Genomic DNA, 25,996 nt, shown 5'->3' with positions numbered 1-25,996 from the left:
GAAGAGACGCGTAGGGCGCGGATAATAATCCAATTTATTAGGTTTGAATAGCGAAAATTATTAAGATTTTAAAATCAATTTTTAATGCAAATTAGAGACAGAATAAAAGCGCTTGGTTAATTGTGATAAACTTTTATAAGCTTATGTTATTACGAGATTTATGGAGTAGATATGGATATTAATTTTGATGGCTTTGGGTTAAATACTAACAAAGTATCGTTACTGTCTGGTGGATTAACTAATGCCTGTTTAAAAGTCGAAGCGAAAGAGGGAACTTTTGTTTGGCGTCCAGTATCTGAGCAAGCGAAAGTACTTGGGGCAAATAGAGACAAAGAACAAGTCATATTAACAGCATTGCAAACAGTGTCTTTTGCTCCCAATGTTTACGGCTCAAATGATGAGGGTTTATTGGTTGAATGGTTTAAGGGTGATGTGATTGAGCTGGATAAAGCCAAAGACGTTGCGGTTGAACTATTAGTATCAGTTCATCAACTTGCTTTGGATGGGTTTAACGATGAAGTTAAAAATGATGTGATGAGCTTAAAATCACGTATTTTGAGTTATTGGTCATCATTAGAACCAGAAAACCAAACAAGTGAAATGCAAGTTTATGTTGATTACTTCTCTCAAGAAGAAGAACTGCCTTTATTTACTCCTTGTTTATGTCACTTCGACATTGGTGCTTATAATATTATTGTCAAAGAGAAAGGGTATGGGTTGATTGATTGGGAATACGCTTCTATCGGAGATCCAAGCCAAGACTTAGCAACCATGATCATTGCTAATCAGTTCGATGCTGATGAGGTTATTCACCGTTATTGCCTGCTACGAGGTTTTGATGAAAACAAATGGAAGCAAGCGGTGAATAAGTGGACGCCTTGGGTTTGTTTTATGGGGGCGTTATGGTTTTCTCTAGGCCATCAGTTACTGAAAGATGCGTGCTATCAAGAGTTGGCTGAACGAGAAATGAGCAAGTTAAAGAAATTAATGCCATTAATTAAAAAATAAATCGGTAATTACCTAGGCTAGATCACTGTTCTCAGTTTTGCTTAAGTTAATGGCTTTAAAACCATAATTTTCATGGTAGATTAAATTTACTTATATGGACTAATTCTTATTCAGGAACAGGGGGAAACATGATTATTTATCTTCACGGCTTTGACTCAACAAGCCCTGGTAATCATGAGAAAGTGGTACAACTTCAATTTATCGATGAAGATGTTCGTTTCATTAATTACAGCACTCTGCATCCTAAGCATGATATGCAGCACTTATTAAAAGAAGTGCATAAGGTTATTGAGCAAGCGGGTGATCCAAATCCAATTATTTGTGGTGTTGGTCTTGGTGGTTTTTGGGCTGAACGTATTGGCTTTTTATGTGGGATCCGTCAGGTTATTTTTAATCCTAACTTGCACCCAGAAGTGAATATGGAAGGACGTATTGATCGTCCTGAAGAGTATGCTGACATTGCAACTAAGTGTGTTGAGAAGTTCCGTAGTAAAAATAAAGAACATTGCTTATGTATTTTATCTAAAAGTGATGAAATTCGTGATAATTCGGCAACGGCGACAGAGTTAGAACCTTATTATCAAATTATTTGGGATGAAAACGAAACGCATAAATTTAAGAAAATTTCTCAACATCTACAGGCAATGAAAGTATTTAAAGAAGCAGAAACACTGATTTAAAAGCTATTTTTGTAAATTCGATTTGAGAATAAAAAATAGTCGTAACATAATAAAAACCTCACAATATCGTGAGGTTTTTTGATCTAAACCAAAGAAACGACCTCCTGTTACAAAATAGAACAATTTCCCTATTTATTTTACACCTCAAAAGAAATCTTCTACATAACATCTATATCTGCTTGATAACATCTGAAATAGGGATATATAATGCAAAAAACAATGAAAAGAAGTATAAATTGCTCAATCTTGCATTAACGTAAACACTGTTTCCTCAAGACTTTCTATTTTTTACTCATTTAAGTATGTAAAAAAGCAGGAAAGCACAAATTTTTTGATTCGATCAAATCGAATTAATCCCCTTTTTATTTTTTAGAGGAAAATTGTAATGACTAAGATTGTTATTGTAGGTGGCGGGGCTGGTGGTTTAGAGCTTGCTACTAAATTTGGTCGTACACTGGGTCGTAAAGGCCGTGCTGAAGTTACATTAGTAGATCGTAAAGCAAGTCACCTATGGAAGCCACTGTTGCATGAAGTTGCGACAGGTTCTTTGGATGAAGGTGTTGATGCTATTAGCTATCGTGCACATGCAAAGAACCATTCTTTTGATTTCCAAATGGGCAGTTTGTGCGATATTAATCGTGATCGTAAATTCATTACTCTCGCTGAAATTAAAGATGAACACGGTGAAATGCTTATTCCGACAAGAGAGATTGAATATGATTACTTAATTCTTGCGATTGGCTCTACGTCGAATGATTTTAATACTCCAGGAGTTCGTGAAAATTGTATTTTCCTTGATAGCCCAGAGCAAGCACACCGTTTCCGTACTGAGATGAACAATCAGTTCTTAAAGCTGCATGCTCATCCTACACAAAAAACAGTTGATATTGCGATTGTTGGTGCGGGTGCTACGGGTGTAGAACTATCAGCAGAACTTCATAATGCGGTTAAAGAATTACGCGCTTATGGCTTTGGTGATTTAGATTCTGCAAAGCTTAATGTAAACCTTGTTGAAGCGGGTGAGCGAATTCTTCCTGCTTTGCCTCCTCGTATTTCCTCTGCAGCACACAGTGAGTTAACGAAGCTTGGTGTGAACGTTAGAACGATGACGATGGTAACTAAAGCAGATTCTGAAGGCTTACATACTAAAGAAGGAGAGCTTATTCCAGCTCAAATCATGGTATGGGCTGCTGGCATTAAAGCGCCTGACTTCATGAAAGACATTGCAGGTTTAGAAACTAACCGTATTAATCAGCTTGTTGTTAAGCCAACGTTACAAACTACACGTGATGATGATATTTTTGTTATTGGTGATTTGGCATCATGTGAAAAAGCAGATGGTGGCTTTGTTCCTCCTCGTGCACAAGCTGCTCACCAAATGGCAAGTCATGCGTTTAAAAACATTGTTGCTAAAATGACTGATCGTGAAATGAAACCATATATCTATAAAGATCATGGCTCTTTAGTTTCATTAAGTAATTTTTCAACAGTTGGTAGTTTAATGGGGAACTTAACTAAAGGTTCTATGATGGTTGAGGGCCGTATCGCACGTGTTGTATACATTTCACTGTATCGTATGCACCAAATTGCACTGCACGGTCTCTTTAAAACAACCTTGATTATGCTAGTAGGGCGTATTAACCGAGTTCTACGTCCAAACTTAAAACTTCACTAATCGGGTTGTTTTAAAACGAAATAGATAAAAAGGCAGAAATACTTTAGTGTTTCTGCCTTTTTTTATGATTGAATTACAAAAAATGTGCGCTAACTCACCGTAAATCATCTATAATGCGCGGCTAAATTATAGATCACTGAATACATAGACTGTTCGCTTAAGGAATCCACTTTATGTCATTTTCATCTCAAGGTTTCGCACCTGAAGTCGTAAAAGCATTAACTGAATGTGGTTATCAGAAATTAACCCCAATCCAGCAAAAAGCCATTCCTTTGGCACGTAAAGGTCATGATATTCTTGCGAATGCTCAAACCGGTACTGGTAAAACTGCTGCGTTTGCATTGCCTGTGATTCAGCAATTGCTTGATTCGAAAAAAACAGCAACCCGTCGTTCAGCTCGTGCTTTGATTTTAGCGCCAACTCGTGAGCTAGCAGAGCAAATTGCATCAAACATCGCAGATTACACAAAATACACGTCATTATCAGTAACGGCAGTGTTTGGCGGTAAGAAAATGTCTTCTCAAGAGAGAGCATTAGATCCGGGTGTTGATATTTTAGTTGCGACTCCTGGTCGTCTTCAAGAGCATATCGAAGAAGGCAACATCTCTATCGCGAATCTTGAATTTTTAGTATTCGATGAAGCAGACCGTATGTTAGATATGGGTTTTGTTAATGCGATTCGTAACATCATGATGGAAGTGAATACCGCTCCACAAATCATGTTGTTCTCAGCAACGTCTTCGGCACAAATGAACAAATTGGCGAGCGATATTCTACGTCGTCCAAAGCGTGTTTCGGTTGACCGCGAAAATATGACGGCATCAACGATTGCTCACGTTGTTTATCCTGTAGATGAAGAGCGTAAGACGGAATTACTGTCAGAGTTGATTGGTCGTAAAAACTGGCAGCAAGTTCTGGTATTCGTAAACTACAAAGAAACAGCAAATAGCATTGTTAAAGAGCTTAAGCTTGATGGTATTAAAGCGGTTATTTGTCACGGAGATAAAGCACAAAGTGCTCGTCGTCGTGCGTTAGAAGAGTTTAAAGAAGGTAAAGCACGTGTAATGGTTGCAACGGATGTTGCTGCTCGTGGTCTTGATATTGCTGATTTACCACACGTAATTAACTATGACATGCCTTTCTTAGCTGAAGATTATGTTCACCGTATTGGTCGTACAGGTCGTGCAGGTAAAAAAGGTCATGCGGTTTCGTTTGTTAGCCGTGAAGAAGAATTAACGGTTGTTCAAGTTGAAACACTAATTCAGCAACGTATTCACCGTGTAGTTCAAGCAGGTTACGAGCCTAAGAGCCGTGATGCTTACATCGAAAAAGTGAATACTAAAGCTGGATTTAGAGATCGTAAAGGTCGCACAAATAACGCGACTAACGTGAATCAAGATCAGGCTTCTGCAGAACGTCGTATGCGTTTGAAGAATGTGATCCAAAAGAAAGCTGGTATTACTAAGCTTAAAAAGTAGGAGAGTAAAATGGAACGTGATTATACTTTCTCTTGTTTAGTAACAATGCCGCGTCATGATCTTGAAGAGTTCAGTCATCGTGTGATTAGTCGTATGGTGCCTGAAGAGACAATAAAAGAGATCTTTACGTTTGAACAAGAAGAAACGGCAGATCCAGATCGTATGCAAACAGCTCAATTAGATGCCATGCTTCGTCTTGCTGCTGTCGCTCTTGGCGAAGTGACTCATGCATTTTCAGAGTCTGAAAATTCACAACAAAACAGCTTACGAATGATGCGTCTTGTTTTATGGCATGCTTATGCAATGTTATTTAATTTAGAAGAAGCGGTATCGTTAGAAGAGCATTGTGAATTAGTTGAGAAAATCTTAGCTAAGCCCCCAACAGATGCTTTAAATTGGTTGCCGATTTTATCCAAATTACTTGGTGATTACGCCGCAATCGCTGCGAAAAAATCAGTGATTTGAATAGTATAAATAAAAGCCCTTCATCTTTCTGAGTGAAGGTTTTTTATTGTGCACTTAATTATATTGATTAGAGACTTTGAAGAAATTGACTTCTGTTTTTAATGTCTTCCACATTATGAGCGATGTTTTGGTTTACGATTGCTCTTTAGAAGCGGTCGCAACTGATGAGTTAATATCAACAAGCTGAGTTACTTTTTTTGAAATATGGCCTCAATTTTGTCTGATATTTTCCATCGCATCAACGGCTTTAGTTGCTTTTGTTTGTAGGGTTGCAATGATCGTTTGAATATTGGCTGTCGAATCTTGAGTTTTCACCGCAAGTGCTCGAACTTCATCTGAAACTACCGCAAAACCTCTCCCTTGTTCACCTGCGTGTGCAGCTTCAATCGCGGCATTTAAAGCGAGTAGGTTCGTCTGGTCTGAAATGTTAGTAATAACGTCAACCATAGAGCTGGTGTTATCTGATAAGATTTTTAGCTCTTCAATAATGCAAAAGGACTCTTGTAACGTTTTAAACTATGAGAAGAAAGAACTAACGCCGCACTTGTTTCTCCTTCAGCTGATAACGCGTTTGCAGTAATATCGTTTGCAGTGGTCGCCATTTGCCATCAGGCTTTAAGGTTATAGAGATTAATGAATCAGTTTTATGAGATTTTACGATCTGAAAACCTTTCCAGAATGATAAAAAAGTATTATTTGGCATGAAAACGGCAGTTTGTGAAAAGTTGTGTTTGGCGATGTAACTTTACCACTAACTGCCGTTTTTGTTTTCAATTCCCGCTAATCTGCGATGAACCTTATTTATTAACTCAAATTATTAATTCCTTTTTCAGTTGGATAAATATAATATATTTAAAGTTAGACATTACAGATAGTTATTATATTACCCATGATAGGAAGAAGGTTAAAGTAATGATGTTGAAAAGGTTTACTTATAGTACTTTTTTACTGTGCTTATCAATTAATGCACACAGTGAAACTCTTATTGAAATTGATACAAAAACGCCAGATATTCATAGGATAATTGAAAACGCAGGAAACCCATTGGGACCGGTGTCTATTTTTAATTTTCACCACTATGCATTAAATAGAGTCCCATTTGATAATTCAGAAATTGACTTTGTAAATAATCCAATGGGGCTAAGTTTAAGAAGCGTGCATCCATTATTTTCTGAAAATCTAGCAGGGCTTGTTCAAGATTATTATGATAATGGTGAGAAGCCACCGGGAGCCACAAATAGCGTTTGGCAATTTTTAATGAATGCCGATGGCATGCCAAGCACCTATGAGCCGACAATTGAAGATGATCGAATGTGTATTTATACCCACCGAAGATATAAATTGTCCGACATTGCAGCTGATGCAGCGAACTCCATCACAAATTTAGGGTTTGTTAATTCACCAGATCAATGGTGGTTTCAAGTATCACTATACAATCAAGAAACAAATAATTTTGACTTGCCTGCACCGGATTATATCATACGAGATCACCCAGAAGCTGCCATTAATAACTTCTCAAGAATGGCTATTCAGAAAGGAGCTATCCAAACACAGTCAAATGAACGATGGTGTTTTAAATACGATGAGCCTGCAATAATAAGGATTAAAAAAGGCTCTAGAGTTATAAATGAAAATGAATTTGTATGGGATAATGCACTGGCTGACATCGTTGATATTGTAGTCAATGTTCCTAACATTACCGGCTACCCTCATTTTACAGGCATGTCAGATTTAAATATTACAGATCATGAGTTTTGGAGAGACGATAAAATACAATATGTTGGAGTAGATCTATTACGAGACATCTTTTTTGATTTGGAGTCCCCAAGTTTCAACGCCGGTGCTGCCGATGAAAGCATTAAAAACAACTCATTGACAGCGGTTAAGATTATTTGGTCTAAACTTGTTAACTTTAGATTGAATGGTGTAGATTCTACAAATGACGACTTTTCAAGGTTTATTACAATGGTAATGAATGACAATACTATAAGTCTTGAGACAAAATTTAATGAAATTAAATTTGAATCTAACAAAAGGACTCAAAAGGAGTTAAAGAAAGCATTTAAACAATGGACTACGTCTCATTACCAAGGGATTTTAATGGGGAATCTTGGGACACTTGACAATATTAATCGATTTAAAAACAGTATTAAAACAAATGGTGTTAAGCAAACAATAAAATCTATTAGACTGACAAATCCCGTTAGTGTTTTAAAGAGTTTTGGCCCAGACCAACTTTTAAGCATGGGGTTTAATATATGGCAACTTGCAGATAACATTAGAAACCCTGGAAATAGTACATCTGAAATTGCTCTTGCCTATATACCTGGCATATCTGATGGCATGACGCTATTTATTGATACGAGCACAAAAACAAATAATTTCCATGCACTGACTAATTTCAATAACGTTAAGAAAACCGATTATAACACCAACGATTTCCCCTATGAGCTGATCAACAATCACATGATGTCAAAACTAACAGACTCTGACCTCAATTCTGTTGAAAATGCATGTTTTTACGCTGATAAGGAGAATCTAAATGAGCCTTCATTTTGTATAAGTGAAAATTCAGAACCTCAAAGCCCTCAGTCTTATATATCGTTCGTAAATATTCCTGACGGGTATTGGGTTAAAGCGGACTTGAGAGTAAATAAGCCTCCATTCTATTTAACCGAATCAATGGAAAGTATCGGGAATTTATCATCTAGCATCCTTTCAAGAGGAGATGTGGATTTATCTTTAGTGAAAGCTGAAGACATCCAAAAGAATAGTGATTACTGTATCTATTACAATGAACTATTTAAAGGCGTCGCTCAATGTTATAACGGGGAACTAGAGCTTACAGACTCTCGCGTCGCCACTGATTTAAATATTGAGAATCAAGATTCAGAGATATTCAGAGAACAATCAAAAGTTAAGTCATATCAGAAGTTCAGTAAAAAACCGTTTGAACTGGTCATGGGTGTCGATAAGAAATCCCAATTCATAACATCAGTTCCGTATAAACCTGAGAGTATTTTTGGACATGACGTAGTCGCTATTCAAAACACCACTCACGCTGAAGCAATCAACTTTTTCCAACAAAACCATGGCACTGAAGGTGTTGTGATTTATGAACACAGCAATCAGCAAGGAGATTCATTGGTTATCACATCGGATAAGCACGATTTAGGTACCGAAATGAATGACAAAATGTCATCATGGGTTTTACCAACGGACTGGGTGGTTAGATTTTATGAGGATGCCAACTTTGCAGGTAGGTACTATACGCGAGCAACAAGCGGTAATGCCGATGGCTTTCATGACATAATAAACTCAGTAAAAATATTAAGCCCTAGAAATAATCTTGTGATATTTGATTACAATAATTATGGGGGTGATTATATGGAAATTACGTCAGATATGGCCTTCCTTGATTCAATGAATGATCGCTTACAATCATTTATCATCCCTGAGGGCTGGGTGGTTAGATTTTATGAAGATGCCAACTTTGCAGGTAGGTACTATACACGAAATTCCAGTGGTAATGCCCAAGAAGCACTTAGCAACAATATAAGCTCCATTAAGATAATGTCGCGTCCATAGCGTCAAGGTCGTTTTCAATCTACCAAGAACCAAGAGGGCCATTAAGTGCGTCCTCCTGGTTCTTACCCAAAGTGCCTAAACGTAACTAATTTGATTTGTTGTAGGTGAAACTGTATTGAAAACGTCACTGGACACATGAACATAGTCTCAGCGATGCCCTTGTTTAATTCGAACTCAACATTGTTCTGTTAGTTTATTAAATTCTCGGTTTTAACTATAATCGAACTGCCTTTCTCAAAACGGAAGTTTTCAACCATTATAATGCTCTTCAACTCTTTCTAGAGAGAGAAGTCACCATCAAGTTTCGTAATATTAAAAACATAGCATTGGCGAGACTCTATACGTCCACACCCTTGTTTAAGGCTGTGAGGGTATCTACCATATTTGCTCGCTGATATGAGAACGCTTTTTCTATCGCTTGTCGGAGTTTTCCTTGATGCAAGCAAGTAATCACCACCTTGTTTTATAATGGCTTTGGCCATCTTAGCCTGACAGGCCATTGTATCAATGGTTACTAGGGCTACCTTGATATCTAGCATCTTTATCAGTTCAGGGTACACTGTAATCTCATTACTTTTTTCTTCGGTTTTCAGCTGTCCCAACACGAGTTTGTTTGACGATTACAGTTCATATGGATGGTGCTCGTCCTGTCTCACGATTGTATGAGCCTCGAAGCGTTTTGTCATCTATCGTAATCACTTGACCTTCGTAAGAGTGTGTATTGGCGACATTCAGTTAATGAGGCACCTATGATGACCGAGAATGTATTCACGAATATCAAACTAGCCTTTCGCACTTGCAATCACCGCACATAGCGAGCCAAAGAGGACTTTAAACAGGTAATATGTGATCTTTGCACCTTGATGTTAGTCAATAATCGTTTGAAAATGTTCTTTGAAGTGGTCAATGTACATGATGCTTTCCCTAAAAAGGAGTATATGATCACCGCTGAATGTGACCGTCAAGTCGCCCTATTTTTGATTGAAAAACGTTCGCTATCTCACTCTGATATGTTGCCTAAGATAAGTTTTTCCTCAAATGGTTGATTTGGATCTAATTCTACAGCAGTTGATAATGACTTTATGGATCCATAAAGGCCATTTATTGCAGTATTAAAGTTAGCTTGTGTAACGTTGAGCGCAATTTTACTTGCATGAGTCATATTGCTTTCTTTGTATGTTTTAAAAAGCGTCCCGAAGCAATAAGAGTTAAAGCTAAGGTAATTAGTATTACAAAAATCCCCATTAATAATGATTAATGGGGATTCTTTATTTAACTAGATTATTAAGATTGTAGACTTTCTTCTTCTGAATCAATTTCACCTTTGCCTTTTGATTTCACAATAATCAAACCAGCAATTACAAATGCAGAGACTACACCTACAATGGTAGATAGTGTCATCGGTAAGCCAAAACCAAGTTGACTGTTATTTAAGATGAATGTGATACATACGCTTGTCATAAATACAGCAGGTATTGTTGCAACCCAATGTAGCTTGTTGTGACGAAGTAGATAAGCAGACGCTGTCCATAACATCATGACCGCTGTTGTTTGGTTAGCAAAACCAAAGTAGCGCCAGATAATGCCGAAATCTACTTGAGTTAGGATACCACCAAGAACGAACAGTGGAAGCGCCATAAGTAGACGGTTACGTAGTGTTTTCTGTTCCATGTTGAAATATTCAGCAAGGATTAAACGGCTTGAACGGAATGCAGTATCACCAGAAGTAATCGGTAGAATAACCACACCTAAGAACGCGAGGATGCCACCAAATGTACCTAAAAGACCGAATGATGAGGCATAAACTACGTTACCAGGGCCACCGTTTGCAACTGCTGCTTGAAGTGCTTCAATACCATCAAAGAAAGACAGAGCGATAGCACACCAGATCAGAGCTATGATACCTTCACCAATCATTGCGCCGTAGAATACAAAACGACCATTCTTTTCATTTTCCATACAACGCGCCATTAAAGGTGATTGTGTTGCGTGGAAACCAGAGATCGCGCCACAAGCGATAGTGATAAATAGTGCCGGCCACAATGGTAAGTCGTTCGGGTTCATATTGGTGAACATTTCACTTGGCTCATAACCACCAAGTACTGAATGATCATTTGATAGTGCGATTGCAGAAATTAAACCCACTGACATGAAGATTAGTAGAGCACCAAATAGCGGGTAGAAACGTCCGATAATTTTATCAACAGGTACAATTGTCGCTAAGATGTAATAACCAAAAATGATAACAACCATCGCCGTCATGGTGATGCCTAGATCAAATTGGTCATTCATTAGGTTAGTTAGCATACTTGCAGGTGCTGATACAAATACCACACCAACAAGAAGCAATAGAACAATCGCGAACACGTTCATGAAGTGCTTTGCACCATTGCCTAGGTACTTACCTGTAATAGTAGGAACAGAGGCTCCACCATTACGGACAGACAGCATTCCTGAGAAATAATCGTGTACCGCACCTGCAAAAATACAACCAAGTACAATCCATAACATAGCTGCAGGGCCGTAAAGGGCACCCATGATTGGGCCAAAAATTGGGCCGACGCCTGCAATGTTAAGAAGTTGAACTAGGTATACTTTTGGTGTCGACATTGGAACAAAATCTACGCCATCTGTTTTTGTGTGAGCGGGAGTTTTCCTGTCTTCTTTAATACCAAAGACTTTTTCAATAAATGCACCATAGATGAAGTAACCACCGATAAGCGCAGCAACACAGGTTAGAAACCAAACCATAATTTATTCCTTGTTTGAATTACGAATTAAATAGGTAAATTAATATGTTGGTTATCATACTGATGGGCGTAAAGAGTTCACGCCCAAAAAATGTGAGTGGTTGTGATAAGAGGTTAAGCGGTATTATCCAGTGTTGAATGGTGATTGATATGGATTAGCTAGTGACTTAAATAGCTAATCCTATCGTTAATTGTTTATGCAGTTACACCAAGTAGAACACCAAAAATAAGTAATCCTGCACCACAAACTTGGTTAAGTTTCTTCTTCATTTTTAACAGGTGTGTTTGCAGTTTTCTTGAGGTAAATAAAATGGCAACACAGCTAAACCATAAAAAATGTAAAGTGATAATATAAACACCGTAGAATAGAGTTAGGTGATCACCGGATTCAAGTGACATAACTTGGCTGAAAATACTTAAGAAAAAAAGCATAGTCTTAGGATTTAATGCATTACATAAAAAACCTTGAATAAAAAAATTGGATGTTTTTATTTTGTCTTTATCTTGTTCAGTAATGTCTATCTGGGCACTAGCAGAGCAAATGCTTTTGGTTCCCAAATAAATTAAATAAGTTGAACCAGCATATCGAACTAAATTAAAGAGTAGTTCATTCTGTGAGATTAGATAACCGATCCCAAGTAATGAGTAACTAATGTGAATAATAATAGCGAGACTGATACCAATAGCTGTCCATATACCGGAATTTCTACTATGGTTTATGCTATTTTTTAATACTAGGATAAAGTCTGCTCCTGGGCTTATAACGATAAGGATGCCAAGAATAATTAAGCTAAATAGCTCCATGATAACTCCAATGTTGTTTATTATGAATAATTTAAGTCTGCATTGTAAGTGTGTTTTTTAAGATTTATAATCGAAATAACGTCACTACTTATGTGAGGAAAATTCACAGATGAGGCATTTAAAATCTTTTCATGTATTCCATATGGCAGCATTGTTTTCCAGCTACTCTAAAGCGGCGAATGAATTGAATATTACGCATGGTGCTGTCAGTAAGCAGATTAAGATTCTTGAAGATTATTTATCTATTTCTTTGTTTTACAAAAAAGGTAGGAACGTTTGTTTAACCAAAGAAGGTGAGTTGTTAAAAGAATATACGGAGCAAGCGTTTAGTGCGCTAGATACTGGAGTTAATCGGTTGCATCAAATGACAAGTACGTCAATAGAAGTGTCTTGTGAGCCGACATTGACAATGCGGTGGTTAATGCCACGCTTGTCAAATTTTCATGACAATGTTGGTGGAGATGTCAGGCTTTCTACAGCAGGTGGCGCTGTTGTGTTAGGTTATGCTGGGTTATCAATGGCGATACGTCGTGATGATTTTGAGATTCGTCAAGATTATAAACAAACGATGTTAAGTGAGGAGTGGGTCGGGCCCGTCTTCTCTCCTGAATATTGGAAAAGAGTAAAACAAGACTTATCTCAAGTTACATTACTGCACAGTAAAACACGGGTGAATGCGTGGAGTAATTGGGCTAAAGACAATACAGAAATAGAGTTAGGTGATAATTCCGTTCAAATGTTTGATCATTTTTATTTTTGTTTTCAAGCTGCAGTTGATGGGTTAGGTGCAGGGCGGGATCGCACTTTGTTAAAAAATATGATCTAATAGTGCCAAATCCATAATCACGCAGCCACTTTGAACTTAATCGAACACCTATCAGTCGTCCAAGATACCCGATCAGACATTAATCAGAAGCATGACCTTATTGACGTTATGTTCCTTGTAATTAGCGCTATCACATCGGGGTGTGAAGGCTGGCAAGATATTGAATTATTTGGAAAAGATAAATTAGATTGGTTGAGACAATACAGAGCATTCGAACATGGCATTCCACGCCGACATACAATAGCTCGTATTTTACGTTCAATTGTTGCTGAATCTTTGCTAGAAGCGTTAGCCCTTTGGATTAATGAACAACGCACGAGTCAAAACAAGCCGATTATAGCATTCGATGGAAAAGTGTTGCGTGGTTCATACCGAAATGACAAAAAAAACGCGTTACAATTGGTCACAGCCTACGATACTGAACGTGGTCTTGTATTGAGCCAAAAGCCGACAAAGAGCAAGAATGGCGAGATCAACGTTGTACGCCAAATGCTTGATGTTATTAACGTAAAAGACAGTGTCATCACCATTGACGCTCTGCATTGTCAGCGCGATACACTGGAGAAAATTGCAGAAAAAAAGGCTCACGTTGTTGTTCAAGTAAAGAACAATCAGCCCAAATTAAGAGCGGCTGTTGTTGACCAATTTCAAGCTGTCTTTGATGCAGGTAAAGAGAAAATAGTTACCGAAATCAAAGAGAAGCGCCATGGTCGCAGCGAAGAACGATACGTATTCCAGTTAAAGGCCAAGTTACCCGAAGAGCTTGCTAATAAATGGCCGACGGTACGAAGCATCATAGCGGTGGAACGGCACAGAGTGATCAATGGTAAAGGCAGCGTAGACACCTCATACTACATAAGCTCTATGTCTCCAAATCACAAATTATTAGGCCACTATATCCGTCAGCATTGGCGTATTGAAAACAGCCAACATTATGTTTTAGATGTTGTTTTTAAAGAAGATAGCTCGCGAATAACGTTAGATGGTGCAGTGGAGAATATAGCGTTATTTAGACGCTTTGTTATGAACATGCTGAAGCAATGCGATTGTGGGGCACCAAGCCAAAAAGTGAAGTTGAAGAAAGCTAGTTGGAATGATGATTATCGGGCTCGAATCTTCTTTGGGTTATAAATTAATCAAAGTATGCTCGCGCCCTGGGGTTAGGTGGTGCGATTGGCTCATACCCATTAGTAATGGATGACTTAAAAAGAGGCAATTTAATCGCTCCTTTTGGGTTTAGTTTATCGGGACATAATTACATATTATTAAGCGAAGATAGAGCTAAAAATCAGAAAGAAAAAGAGTTCATTGATTGGTTAGAAAATAGTTTTAAAGAGTGCTTACCTATCAATAATTCAACATGAAACTAACTCTGAATACCCAGCCGTTCTTTAATTTCCTTTAGGTAACGGCGACTTACTTGAGCTATATGGCCACTTTGTGTGAGAATTTCACTTGTGCCATTATCGTGTAATTTAATCTCTCGTATAAAATGAGGGTTTATCAAAAATTGACGATGACAGCGAATGAGTGGCGTTTTCTCTTCCAGTACTTTCAAAGTAAGCTGAGTACAGGCTTTTTCTGATTTGGTTGCTAACTCAACGCCTGAAGCTTGAATACTGGCAACTTCAATCTCTTGAGAAGGCAATAGAAGAATGCGGTTGTGGCCAGAGCATGGGATCAGTTCAATTTTAGTTTGAGTGATAGGTGTAAGATCGAGTTTGGTTTCTAGGGCCAATAAACGTTTTACGGTTTTTTTAAGGCGACAAGGCTCAATGGGTTTGAGTAGATAATCAAAAGCGTTATCTTCAAATGCTTTTACTGCAAACTCATCATATGCAGTAACGAAAACTACATTTGGCATGGTGTCAGGATCAAGCATACTGATCAGTTCTATCCCTGTGATCTTAGGCATTTGAATATCAAGAAATACCACATCAGGCTTTAGTTGATTGATCTGCTTTAGCCCGTCAATCGCATTACCACATTCAGCAATAACTTCAATGTGACCAATTTCATTTAATTGTTCTATTAATTCTTCACGAGCAAATAGTTCGTCGTCAATCACAATGGCTTTAAGCATTATTTATTGTCTCTAGTGGTAAATGTATAGTGGCTTTTGTTTGTTGATTTTCTATACAAGATAGAGTTAATCCAAACGCATCACCAAATTGATTTTTTAAGCGTTTATCTACAATGGTTGTACCTAATCCATCGCTGTTTTCTTGTTCTATATACAGACCAGCATTATCTATTACCTCTAAAATCACTTGATGATGTGAGAGGTAAGCTTTAATTGTTATTTCACCAGCTTCAAACATATTAGAGGTTCCATGCTTAATCGCATTTTCAACAAGAGGTTGCAAAGTGAAAGTTGGCAGTTGTAATGAATACAAACGCTCATCAATATCCATGTTAACGGTTAGCCTATCAGCAAAGCGTGCCAATTCTATTTCTAAATAGGATTGTACGTGATGTAGCTCTTCTTTTAGGGTGACTTGCTCAAAGTTCTGTTTTAAATTTCGACGGAAAAATTGCGATAAATGCTGGATTAGCTCTCTTGCGCGGTTTGGATCTCGACGAATAACAGCACTGATAGTGTTTAGTGCATTAAATAAAAAATGAGGATTTACCTGAGCTTGTAATAAGCGTAATTCGGCTTGAGTTAGTAGTGTTTGTTGTTGTAAATAACGGCCAGTTAAAATCTGGTTAGAGAGTAACTTAGCAATGCCTTCTCCTAATGTTAGGTTGATATAGGAAAATAATTTCCGTTTGGGCTCATACAGTTTAATGGTGCCAATCACCTCATTATTTGCTCCAATAAGTGGAATAACCAGTGCAGAACCCAGTTTACATTTATCATCAATTGAGCATTGATAAGGGAATTCATCTCCATCTATATACATTACTTTGCTCTGTGTTATTGCATCTCTGGTGTAATCCGATGCGATAGGGGTACCTGGTAGGTGATGATCATCTCCAATACCAATAAAGGCTAATATTTTCTCTTTATCGGTAATAGAAACGGCACCAACACCTGTCTCTTCATAGATGATTTTTGCTATTTGCTCACTGTTTTCTTGGTTGAACCCTTGGCTTAATATTCCGACAGAGCGTTGAGCAATATTCAGAGCTTTATTTGAGAATGCAGCAGAATATTTTTCATAGATGGCTTTTCTATCTTGGATAATACTCATGAACATAGCAGCACCTATGGAGTTAGCAACAACCATAGGTAAAACAATAGAAGAGACAAGATCGTAAGCTTGATCGAAAGGTTGTGCGACGACCAGAATGATTGTCATCTGCAGTAGTTCGGCGATAAATGCAATCATAAGAACCGTTCTTGGCCTAAATAATTGTTCTATCTGATTTTTTCTTAAAAAATACAAGTGGAATAATCCACCTAAAAGACCTTCTGCTGTTGTTGATATTGCACATGCGAGATCGGTAAACCCTCCCATTGAATAACGATGTAATCCACCCGTTAGACCGACAAAAAAACCGACTAAAGGCCCACCAAGAACGCCCCCCATTACAGCACCAATAGCTCGAGTATTTGCAATTGCATCTTGAATCGCAAGGCCAAAATACGTTCCGAGAATACAGAAGCCAGAAAAGATAATATAGCAAAGGAAACGGTGACTCCAACGCCCTGAAATAGTCGTAATAGGAAGAAATAAGGGAGTTTTACTTAATAGATAAGCCAATACGAGGTAAACGCTTAATTGCTGTAGTAGGGAAAAGACCAGTTCCATGGAGGTTCTCTATAAATAAAGCAGTTTATCTAGTGTAATCGTAAATGTGTAGAGAGTCTAAAAGAGAAGATAAAAAACAAGATTTGTTGTTATTAATGGATAATAAAGTGACTCAACTTTAGGAATATTATAAATGAAATGTAAGATTCCATAATTGGTAGTTGTGATATTCAACGTGCGTAAATAGAATGCGCGTCCTAAACACTTTTTTAATCATTACACTTTTTTTTGAGGCTCCGGCATGTCAAGCAAACTTGCAAATCCAGCACCATTAGGCCTAATGGCTTTTGGTATGACAACTGTGCTACTAAACCTACATAATGCAGGTTTCTTTCCATTAAATACTGCTATTTTATCTATGGGTATTTTTTACGGTGGTATCGCGCAAGTAATTGCAGGCATCATGGAGTATAAAAAGGGTAATACGTTTGGTACTACAGCGTTTACTTCTTACGGTTTCTTCTGGTTATCTCTTGTTGGTTTAATCCTTATGCCTGAAATGGGTCTTGGTCAAGCAACATCAGCTGTATTCATGGGTTGGTACTTAGCAATGTGGGGCGTTCTAACGTTCTTCTTGTTCTTAGGTACATTTAACTACCCACGTGCTAAACAAGTGGTATTTGGTACATTAACTATTTTATTCGCATTGCTTTCAGCTCGTGATTTTACAGGCAGCGTATTCATTGGTCACATGGCTGGTTATGTTGGTCTATTCTGTGGTTTAAGTGCAATGTACTTCTCTATGGCTCAAGTTATTAACGGTGAATACGGTCGCACAGTGTTACCTGTTGGTGAAATGAAAGCAAAAGAAGCGGCAACAGTTACTGCATAAGTTTCTAAAAAAACGAATGTAAAAAGCGGCTCACTAAAGTATTAGTGAGCCGCTTTTTTTGTTATGTAATAAAAGAGAATCAATATTATTGATTAAGCCCCATTAATGCTTCTTGAGTCTCTAGAATTTGAGTTTCTAAATCAGTAGAAGAATGAATACCTAGCTGTTTTTGAGCTTCTTCTTTTGATAATCCCAAGTGACAACAAAGCATATCAATTGCCATCAGATAAGTTTCTTTTTCTGTCATGTTAAATCCTTGAACATTATTTATTTTAAATCATTAAAAACAAGGTAAAGCGAAACTGTATATACCGCAATACGACCAAAGTCTAACTACTAGGGTTGTTTTAATGAGCATGTAAAATGAAAAAGTAATGAACAAAGGTAAATAGATGCCAAGAAAGTGTATCAAAGTACGTCAACCCCTTGTATTTGAATTAAATGACACTATCTTATGCTTATATCCAAAGTGTGTGCTTTGCACTTATGGTATCTACTCGACAAAATACAATAAATGAGTAGAATTTATTAATATATTGGAGAAACAATAAATGAAGCGTATTGCGCTGTTTTTAGCAACAAACTTAGCGGTAATGATCGTATTCAGCATTGTGTTGAATATTGTTTATGCGGTTACGGGGATTCAACAAGGTAGCCTATCAGGCTTACTAGTTATGGCAGTATTGTTTGGTTTTGGTGGCTCATTAGTGTCTTTAATGATGTCAAAATCAATGGCGTTACGTTCTGTTGGTGGTGAAGTAATAGAGCAACCACGTAACGAGACAGAACATTGGTTATTAGAAACGGTTTCACGTCAGGCTCAACAAGTTGGTATTGGTATGCCAACGGTTGCTATTTATGATTCACCAGATATGAATGCTTTTGCTACTGGTGCTAAGCGTGATGATTCATTGGTTGCTGTATCTACTGGTTTACTTCACAGCATGACTCGTGATGAAGCTGAAGCGGTTCTTGCTCATGAAGTGAGCCATATTGCAAATGGCGATATGATTACAATGACGTTAATGCAAGGTGTTGTGAATACGTTTGTTATTTTCTTATCTCGAATGATTGCAAATGCAGTAAGTGGCTTTACATCAAGTGATGAAGAAGGTGAGGGTGAAGGCGGTAGCTTTATGACTTACTTTATTGTATCGACTATTCTTGAGATTGCGTTTGGTTTCTTAGCAAGCTTCTTAACAATGTGGTTTAGCCGCCATCGTGAATTTTATGCCGATGCAGGTGCAGCACAGCTTGTTGGTAAAGAGAAAATGATTGCAGCCTTAGAAAGATTACGTACAGGTCAAGAATCTCAGTTAGAAGGTTCTATGATGGCTTTTGGTATTAATGGTAAGCACACGTTAATGGAATTATTAATGAGTCACCCGCCATTAGATAAGCGTATTAATGCATTACGCCAAATGTAATTAAGCAAGATTACAAGTAATTCAACAAACCCGAGATAATTCTCGGGTTTTTTTATGTTTAGAGATCACATAAATCTTTTACCTATACGCATTACGAGTTATAGTCTGCCCCTAATTTAAATTAAGCTATTTAGGATTTACCTTGACTAATAACGACGTTCTACGACGCATTCGCTATACTTTTGATTTTGACGATACAAAAATGATCGCACTGTTTGGTGCAGCTGATCTTAAAGTAACTCGTGAAGAAGTATGTAACTGGTTAAAAGCGGATGACGATAAAGACTATAAAAGTTGTCAAGATGTTCAATTAGCAACGTTTTTAAATGGTTTAATTAATGATCGTCGTGGTAAACGTGAAGGCGAGCAACCAAAGCCTGAAGAAAAACTAACGAACAACATCATTCTTAAAAAATTACAAATTGCTTTGAACTTAAAAGCAGATGATGTTTTAGACTTAATGAAGTTAGTAAACTTCCGTCTAAGCAAGCACGAACTGAGTGCATTTTTCCGTAAGCCAGATCATAAGCACTACCGTATTTGTAAAGACCAAGTTTTACGTAACTTTTTACAAGGCGTGCAACAAGATTTACGTGGTGAAGAAGCAGTAGAAAACGAAAGCGAGTAAGCTTTTTCTTCATTATTAATAAAAAACCACGATCATTATTTAATGAGTCGTGGTTTTTTGTATTGGGTAATTATATAGTAATATCAATCACAGTAAGTATTTTAACCAACTAGGATAAACAGTTATTTACTACGATTGGTATAAGTAATGTTGTGGTTAAGTTAGAAGCTCCATTGCATACTCATTACAAGGATACCAGGAAGAATAAAACCAGCCTCAACCCCAAAATAGTCAGTTAGATTGTATTGCGCGGCATGGTAGATATAAGGTGCAAATGCAACGCCGAATTTCTCTTTTGAAGTTTTATAAATCCCTCCATCACCACAGTTTTCAAATGCATCAACAAAGAACTCACCCGCATAAGAGTAAACCCCTTTTATAACTACGTTATCACTGACTTGATACCAATCTTTTCGTACACCAATTAGCATACAACGATTAGCTTGGCTATTTAAAAAAGTACCTAACATAAAACTGTAATCTGAATCTTCAGAAAATTTACGCTCTATAGAAAAGTATTCATTACCAAAGTATTGATGAGAGTCTGGGTCATAAGGTACCAAGTGATAAAGGAATGACCCCGTATTCATGGAGTAAAGAGAAAGAGATTCAGCGTTACTTTTAAAAGGTGATAGAAAAAGAAAAAGTAAAGCGGTAAAAAAATAAGGCTTCATAGCTCAAAAGATGTAAAAAAAATGTAGATGCATTATAAATGCTTTATGTCTGAATATAAAGAGAGGGCATAGGTAGCTCTCTCTTTTTATTGATATTAATAGTAAATATAGAACTAGCCGTTTACTTTTTCAGTAAAGATAGCTTCTTCTGTTGACTCTACTTTACCCACTTCGCCTTCAGATTTTGCAACAATCGTATTTACTGCAGTATCACCAACAACGTTAGAAGAAGTACAGAACATATCGTTAATGCGGTCCACAGCAGCAACAATAGCCAAACCTTCAGGTGGAAGGCCTAGTTGGTGCAAAATAACACCTACCATAACAACACCGCCGCCAGGAACACCACCAGCACCGATTGATAGCAATAGAATCGTAAAGCCTAACGTGAATAGGTCAGCAGAGTTAATTGGTTGACCAAATGCGTTGGCAACAAAAATAGCAGCCAGTGCGATATAAATAGATACACCCGACATGTTCATAGTTGCGCCTAGTGGTACGCCGAAACCTGCAACAGACTTAGATACATTTAGTTTATCCGTTAAAGTACGCATTGTTACTGGGATCGTTGCATTTGAACTTGCTGTTGATAGCGAGAATAAAATTTGTTCACGTACCGCACGTAAGAATGTTTTTGGAGAGATCCCTGTTGTTAAGCCAACCATTATTGGATAGAAAACAAAAATCCAGAAAGTAAGCATTGCAATAACAAGAGCTACATAACCAGCAACAGACATTAATGTATTTGCGTTTAATGTCGCACCTAATTGAATCATTAGTGCAAATACACCATAAGGCGCAAGACTCATTACTAAGCTGATTAGCTTCATCATGATTTCATTGGCAACTTTAAATGTTTTAATTGCAGGGCCGCCACGGTGATCAAGCGCTTGAATCGCAAGACCGGTTAGAATAGCCATGAAGATAATTTGTAGCATATCCCCACTAGCGAAAGCTTCTACTGGGTTACTAGGAACGATGTTTGTAATAAGAGAGAAGATATCTGGGGTTTCAGTAGCTTTTAGCTCTACAGAGCCAGCCACAACAGTACCTACTAAATTAGCGTCAGCACCAGGAGCAAATATCATACCTACAGTTAGTGCTGCAGCAATCGCGATGATGGTGTTAATAAGGTAAAGAGCAAAAGTTTTACCACCAAGGCGACCAAATGAAGCAATGTCTTTTAGTTCAACGATACCGCAAACGATCGAAACATACACTAATGGAACTACGAGTAGTTTGATCAGTGAAACAAACATTCCCCCAACACCTTCTGCTGCTCCTAAAAGAAAGGAGTCAAAAAATGCAACTCCATTAAACATGTATTGAATAGCTGTACCAATTAATAGGCCAGCGAATAAACCTATAAAAATTCTACTTGAAAGTGACTTTTTCATAATTTACCTGTTCTCCAGAATATTGTGCTCACTAATAGGTGAGTCCTTGTAATGTTTCTCTATTAACTGAGAAATCAACAGAATGTTTACATATTGTTAATATAAATAAAAGGGATAAAAGCAATGGATTGTTAGTAGTTTTGGATATATTGTGCGATTTTATTGATTGATTTAACATTTATAGTTTATTAAAACCAAATACTTAACTAGGTATCGTTTGCGGTTTACCATGTTGTTATTTTATATTCGTAATGAGTATTGGATTTCAGGAAATATGAGATTGATCACTACTTTGAACGAATGTTACGTATACCTAATGACAATTCGCTTGATAAAAAAATATTAACGTATACCATCCCTGCGAATTATTCTTACTTTTTGCGAGTCAGTCCATGTATTTAAAAAAGACCTTATTAGCAGCGGCAATTGCAGCAAATACTTTTGTCACTTTTTCAGCGCTTGCAGCTCAGCAGGTTGATTTGTTGATTACTGATGCAACGCTATTAACAATGAATGAGTCTAAACAAACATTCGAAAATGGCGTTGTTGCAATTAAAGGTAATAAAATTGTTGCTGTTGGTGATCAAAGCATCGCAAAAAACTACACAGCGAAAACCATGTTAGATGTGGACGGAGATATTGTTTTACCCGGTTTAATTAATACACATACTCATGCCTCAATGACTGTTTTTCGTTCATTAGGCGATGATGTTCCTGATCGTTTACACCGTTATATCTTCCCTTTAGAGAAAAAATTAGTGTCACGCGACATGGTTCGTATTGGTGCTAACCTAGGTAATGTTGAGATGGTTAAGGGTGGGGTAACCACTTATGCGGATATGTATTACTTTGAAGACGAAGTTGCAAAGACGGTCGACAAAATTGGTATGCGTGCAATTTTAGGTGAAAGTGTTATTAAATTCCCTGTTGCTGATGCCGCAAATGCAGATGAGGGGATTCAGTACGCCCTAAACTTTATTGAAGAATACAAAGATCACCCTCGTATCACTCCAGCATTTGCTCCTCATGCACCCTATACAAATACAACTGAGACGTTACAAAAAATTGCTAAGCTATCATTAGAGCTAGATGTTCCAGTCATGATCCACTTAGCTGAATCTCATCGCGAAGAAGAAGTGATTGCTGAGCGTTCTAATGGGATGTCTCCAGTAGAGTACATGCACAGTATTGGCGCGCTTAATAAGAACCTTATTGGTGCGCATATGATTCTTATTGATGATAAAGACATTGAGCTAGTAAAAGAATCAGATATGGGTGTTGCGCATAACATGAGTGCGAACATCAAATCAGCAAAAGGTGTGTCTCCAGCACTTAAAATGTACGATGAAGGTGTTCGTATCGGTTTAGGCACTGATGGCCCAATGTCTGGTAACACATTAAGCATTATTGATGAGTTTAACCAAGTTGCTAAAGTTCATAAATTAGTGAATAAAGATCGTGCAGCAATGCCTCCAATCAAGGTTATCGATATGGCAACAATGGGTGCAGCGAAAGCACTTCATATGGAAGATAAAATTGGTTCTATTGAAGTTGGTAAGCTAGCAGATATCATTGTTATTGATACTAAAGCACCAAATATGTTGCCAGTATATAACCCATATTCAGCATTGGTTTACTCTGCAAATTCAGGCAATGTTCGTCATACAATTGTTGATGGTAATATCTTGATGAAAGATCGTGAAATGTTAACGGTTGATGAAGACAAAATCCGACAAGAAGTGATTGAGTTTACAAAAATAGTACGTAAAACCGTTATTGAAAGCGGTGAAGTCGTTCAATAGTAGACATAAATATATGCCTTTGATGATTTAAAGAGTCGATTATTCGGCTCTTTTTTTGTTTGCCCAGCAAAGCTGGCAAACCCGTCTGCTTGCAAGATAGCAGAGTCACCCCGACTAAGGGGAAGACAATCTGAATGGCAAGGGCGTCACTGGCCAACGGTGGGGTCTGAAGGAAGCCATAGGAAGTTAGATGTACACAACTAACCGTAACCTGTTTCGGCGGGATTGGTGGGTAAGCGTCCAAAATAGCGCGAAGCCCAATACTTAGTCAGACCAATTCTGTGCTTGAGGGTGGCATATCTAACAGGGAGTCAGTGCAATAACTGGGGAAGCCTGGCATCTAAACTTAATTGTCAGTAAGTGGCTTAGATTCAAGAAGAAACTCAAGATCTAATGCCGATGTGAGGTGGCAGATGAACCCATAGTAGTGAGTAAGGCTAGGCCTGTGAAAGCCAGTGATGGTGTGGAGGACAAAACCAAGCCGACTATCAGTAATATATCTGATAGAGTCAATTTGAGCCAAAAGCACTTATTGATTGCGAAGGGGGGAAGTGATTTATAAATTACCTTAAAGTGACGTAATTTATGATGGGTTCACGAATTACCAAATAAGGTAAAGTCTCTATTTTAATGGCTAAGGGTGATACTAAAGCTGTGAATAGAACTGGGCACGGGGAGTAAGTGTTTCTCTTTACTAGAGGCATAGAGGCGGTTAAGCATATTGCGAATAAAAGGGCGTAGCCTTGCTAGAAAACTTAACGCGACAACGAAATAAACCTAACCAACATAAATAAAGTCAGCAGCAGGTGATGTGAGATAATAATTTGAGAGTACACTATAGCCTTTACGGGCGCATGCTATCACTGCAAGCGCTTTACGTGGCATACAAACAAGTGAGAAAGAATGGAGGCGCAGCTGGTATTGACGGGCAGCGTATCGATGATTTCACACAAAATTTGGAAGTAGAGCTCAGAAAACTATTACTTGAACTACAAGAAAAGCGCTATCAAGCGCGGCCCGTAAAACGAGTTGAGATCGCCAAAGACGATGGCGGTATCAGGTTATTGGGGATCCCCACAGTTCGAGACCGAATTGTTCAACAATGTTTAACGAATATAATGACTCCCATATTTGACCCAAACTTTCATCCATCCAGTTATGGATATCGGGTTGGGCGAAGCTGTCATCAAGCCATCAGCAAAGCTACACTCTTTATACGTAAATATAATAAGCGGCATGTTGTTGATATGGATCTGTCTAAATGCTTTGACATGCTTGACCACGATCTGATAATCAAGTTCGTGCGAAAGCGCATCGTGGATGGCAGTATCTTAGGCTTGATCCGTCAATTTCTAAAAAGTGGAGTCATGGTTGGTGAAAACTGGCAGAATAGTGTAATAGGCAGTCCACAAGGTGGGGTGATTAGTCCACTACTTGCTAATATCTACTTAGATGAATTCGATCAAGAAATGATGAGGCGTAAGCATCGAATAGTGCGATACGCGGATGACATTTTGATATTCTGCACCTCGAAAAAGGGTGCAGAGAATGCATTAAAAGTAGCTAGCCATATTTTAGAAGTAACGCTAAAACTTAAAGTGAATGAGCGGAAAACCCATATAGCACATAGCGATACAGGTATTAAATTCTTGGGAGTGGAAATTTTTACAAATTACACTGCAGTTCAAGAAAAGAAGCTCAAAACATTAAAAGCGAAAGTAAGACAACTCACCAAGCGTAATGGAGGATTGAATTTAGCGAGAGTGCTAAAGCAACTGAATCCAGTGCTCAGAGGGTTTGTAAACTACTTCAAAATAGCCAATATTACGAGCACACTGAAAAGCCTTGCGGCTTGGATAAGGCGGAGATTGCGAGCGGTACAAATGAGTTTGTGGAAGAAGCCGTGCAGATTGCATCGTCGTCTTAAGCAACTAAAGTACAAACCGCCATTTAAGTCCATAAAAATGGACTCATGGCGAAACAGTGCGAGTCCGTTAGCAAGCTATGCGATGCCTAATCAGTGGTTCAAAAATCTAGGCTTGTATTCAATAGACGAAGTTAAAACAGGTGTACTCGCTTCTTTTTATTAAGAAATAGTAAATTGCAGGAGCCGTATACGAGGTCCGTACGTACGGTTCTGTGAGAGGGATGAGGCAAAAGCCTCACCCTACTCGATGTTTGCCCAGCAAAGCTGGCAAACCCGT

Annotated in this window: 21 protein-coding genes and 3 pseudogenes; 14 read left to right on the top strand and 10 right to left on the bottom strand. The window is 37.9% G+C overall.

The genetic code is table 11. The features are described 5' to 3' along the window. The first annotated feature begins 171 nt into the window (after positions 1-171). The 5 genes from AC2IP4_RS07735 to AC2IP4_RS07715 all read left to right on the top strand — a co-directional run bounded on the left by AC2IP4_RS07735 (position 172) and on the right by AC2IP4_RS07715 (position 5,306). On the top strand, positions 172-1,008 hold the full coding sequence (locus AC2IP4_RS07735) for a phosphotransferase (RefSeq protein WP_375322288.1): 837 nt from the start codon (positions 172-174) through the stop codon (positions 1,006-1,008). Positions 1,009-1,136: 128 nt separating this feature from the next. Further along, positions 1,137-1,688, top strand: coding sequence for an alpha/beta hydrolase YcfP (gene ycfP, locus AC2IP4_RS07730; protein ID WP_375322289.1), 552 nt, complete (start codon positions 1,137-1,139; stop codon positions 1,686-1,688). A gap of 385 nt (positions 1,689-2,073) precedes the next feature. Beyond that, positions 2,074-3,363 (top strand): NAD(P)/FAD-dependent oxidoreductase, encoded by a 1,290-nt coding sequence (locus AC2IP4_RS07725; protein WP_375322290.1) that lies wholly within the window; start codon positions 2,074-2,076, stop codon positions 3,361-3,363. Between the two features lie 173 nt (positions 3,364-3,536). Next, positions 3,537-4,841, top strand: a complete 1,305-nt coding sequence (locus tag AC2IP4_RS07720) for a DEAD/DEAH box helicase (protein WP_375322291.1) — start codon at positions 3,537-3,539, stop codon at positions 4,839-4,841. A gap of 9 nt (positions 4,842-4,850) precedes the next feature. After that, the gene (locus AC2IP4_RS07715) at positions 4,851-5,306 is read left to right on the top strand and encodes an exoribonuclease R (protein ID WP_375322292.1); all 456 of its coding nucleotides are present in this window, start codon (positions 4,851-4,853) and stop codon (positions 5,304-5,306) included. Positions 5,307-5,400: 94 nt separating this feature from the next. Here AC2IP4_RS07715 and AC2IP4_RS07710 read toward each other — a convergent pair. Further along, positions 5,401-5,911 (bottom strand): annotated as a pseudogene (locus AC2IP4_RS07710) (methyl-accepting chemotaxis protein); the annotation flags it as partial. A 307-nt stretch (positions 5,912-6,218) separates the two neighbouring features. Between AC2IP4_RS07710 and AC2IP4_RS07705 the strand changes: the two are divergent. Then, entirely contained in the window at positions 6,219-8,894 is a 2,676-nt protein-coding gene (locus tag AC2IP4_RS07705) for a peptidase inhibitor family I36 protein (RefSeq protein WP_375322293.1), read from the top strand. 278 nt (positions 8,895-9,172) lie between these two features. Here the strand turns inward: AC2IP4_RS07705 and AC2IP4_RS07700 are convergent, their stop codons facing one another. The 4 genes from AC2IP4_RS07700 to AC2IP4_RS07685 all read right to left on the bottom strand — a co-directional run bounded on the left by AC2IP4_RS07700 (position 9,173) and on the right by AC2IP4_RS07685 (position 12,448). After that, the gene (locus AC2IP4_RS07700) at positions 9,173-9,454 is read right to left on the bottom strand and encodes a hypothetical protein (RefSeq protein WP_486310154.1); all 282 of its coding nucleotides are present in this window, start codon (positions 9,452-9,454) and stop codon (positions 9,173-9,175) included. A gap of 440 nt (positions 9,455-9,894) precedes the next feature. Continuing rightward, on the bottom strand, positions 9,895-10,056 hold the full coding sequence (locus AC2IP4_RS07695; protein ID WP_375322295.1) for a hypothetical protein: 162 nt from the start codon (positions 10,054-10,056) through the stop codon (positions 9,895-9,897). Positions 10,057-10,178: 122 nt separating this feature from the next. Beyond that, positions 10,179-11,645: a carbon starvation CstA family protein gene (locus AC2IP4_RS07690; protein ID WP_486310153.1), complete on the bottom strand. Its 1,467-nt coding sequence runs from the start codon at positions 11,643-11,645 to the stop codon at positions 10,179-10,181. Between the two features lie 194 nt (positions 11,646-11,839). After that, entirely contained in the window at positions 11,840-12,448 is a 609-nt protein-coding gene (locus tag AC2IP4_RS07685; RefSeq protein WP_486310152.1) for a LysE family translocator, read from the bottom strand. Between the two features lie 109 nt (positions 12,449-12,557). Between AC2IP4_RS07685 and AC2IP4_RS07680 the strand changes: the two are divergent. From AC2IP4_RS07680 to AC2IP4_RS07670, 3 genes and pseudogenes are all read left to right on the top strand, one after another. Then, positions 12,558-13,238, top strand: a pseudogene (locus tag AC2IP4_RS07680) (LysR family transcriptional regulator); the annotation flags it as partial. Between the two features lie 66 nt (positions 13,239-13,304). Beyond that, positions 13,305-14,405, top strand: a complete 1,101-nt coding sequence (locus AC2IP4_RS07675; RefSeq protein ID WP_486310151.1) for an ISAs1 family transposase — start codon at positions 13,305-13,307, stop codon at positions 14,403-14,405. A gap of 26 nt (positions 14,406-14,431) precedes the next feature. Continuing rightward, positions 14,432-14,638 (top strand): annotated as a pseudogene (locus AC2IP4_RS07670) (LysR family transcriptional regulator); the annotation flags it as partial. A gap of 2 nt (positions 14,639-14,640) precedes the next feature. Here the strand turns inward: AC2IP4_RS07670 and btsR are convergent. Then, on the bottom strand, positions 14,641-15,357 hold the full coding sequence (gene btsR, locus AC2IP4_RS07665) for a two-component system response regulator BtsR (RefSeq protein ID WP_105054566.1): 717 nt from the start codon (positions 15,355-15,357) through the stop codon (positions 14,641-14,643). Next, positions 15,350-17,032, bottom strand: a complete 1,683-nt coding sequence (locus AC2IP4_RS07660; RefSeq protein ID WP_486310150.1) for a LytS/YhcK type 5TM receptor domain-containing protein — start codon at positions 17,030-17,032, stop codon at positions 15,350-15,352. The genes btsR and AC2IP4_RS07660 overlap by 8 nt, the downstream gene beginning before the upstream one ends. Positions 17,033-17,273: 241 nt before the next feature. On the opposite strand from AC2IP4_RS07660, the gene AC2IP4_RS07655 reads away from it, so the two are divergent. Further along, positions 17,274-17,864, top strand: a complete 591-nt coding sequence (locus AC2IP4_RS07655) for an acetate uptake transporter (RefSeq protein ID WP_060990784.1) — start codon at positions 17,274-17,276, stop codon at positions 17,862-17,864. Between the two features lie 85 nt (positions 17,865-17,949). Here the strand turns inward: AC2IP4_RS07655 and AC2IP4_RS07650 are convergent, their stop codons facing one another. Then, complete coding sequence (locus AC2IP4_RS07650) at positions 17,950-18,111, bottom strand: heat-shock protein HtpX (RefSeq protein ID WP_105054569.1); 162 nt, start codon at positions 18,109-18,111, stop codon at positions 17,950-17,952. Positions 18,112-18,415: 304 nt separating this feature from the next. Here AC2IP4_RS07650 and htpX point away from each other — a divergent pair, with 304 nt between their 5' ends. Together htpX and AC2IP4_RS07640 are read left to right on the top strand one after the other, a co-directional pair. Then, positions 18,416-19,291, top strand: a complete 876-nt coding sequence (htpX, locus tag AC2IP4_RS07645) for a protease HtpX (RefSeq protein WP_061002229.1) — start codon at positions 18,416-18,418, stop codon at positions 19,289-19,291. A 142-nt stretch (positions 19,292-19,433) separates the two neighbouring features. Further along, on the top strand, positions 19,434-19,919 hold the full coding sequence (locus AC2IP4_RS07640) for a YehS family protein (protein WP_105054570.1): 486 nt from the start codon (positions 19,434-19,436) through the stop codon (positions 19,917-19,919). Between the two features lie 161 nt (positions 19,920-20,080). On the opposite strand, the gene AC2IP4_RS07635 is transcribed toward AC2IP4_RS07640, so the two are convergent. Together AC2IP4_RS07635 and AC2IP4_RS07630 are read right to left on the bottom strand one after the other, a co-directional pair. Continuing rightward, positions 20,081-20,593, bottom strand: a complete 513-nt coding sequence (locus tag AC2IP4_RS07635; protein ID WP_060990787.1) for a hypothetical protein — start codon at positions 20,591-20,593, stop codon at positions 20,081-20,083. A 113-nt stretch (positions 20,594-20,706) separates the two neighbouring features. Continuing rightward, a complete protein-coding gene (locus AC2IP4_RS07630; protein WP_375322298.1) occupies positions 20,707-21,990 on the bottom strand; it encodes a dicarboxylate/amino acid:cation symporter in 1,284 nt (427 codons plus the stop codon). Positions 21,991-22,382: 392 nt separating this feature from the next. Between AC2IP4_RS07630 and AC2IP4_RS07625 the strand changes: the two genes are divergently transcribed. Together AC2IP4_RS07625 and ltrA are read left to right on the top strand one after the other, a co-directional pair. After that, complete coding sequence (locus AC2IP4_RS07625) at positions 22,383-23,792, top strand: amidohydrolase (RefSeq protein WP_375322299.1); 1,410 nt, start codon at positions 22,383-22,385, stop codon at positions 23,790-23,792. Between the two features lie 854 nt (positions 23,793-24,646). Then, complete coding sequence (gene ltrA / locus AC2IP4_RS07620; RefSeq protein WP_486310149.1) at positions 24,647-25,882, top strand: group II intron reverse transcriptase/maturase; 1,236 nt, start codon at positions 24,647-24,649, stop codon at positions 25,880-25,882. The last annotated feature ends 114 nt before the right edge of the window (positions 25,883-25,996 follow it).

The organism is Aliivibrio thorii, assembly GCF_057368585.1.
The sequence above is the reverse complement of the archived record's forward strand: the minus strand, read 5'-3'. Positions and strand labels throughout refer to the sequence as shown.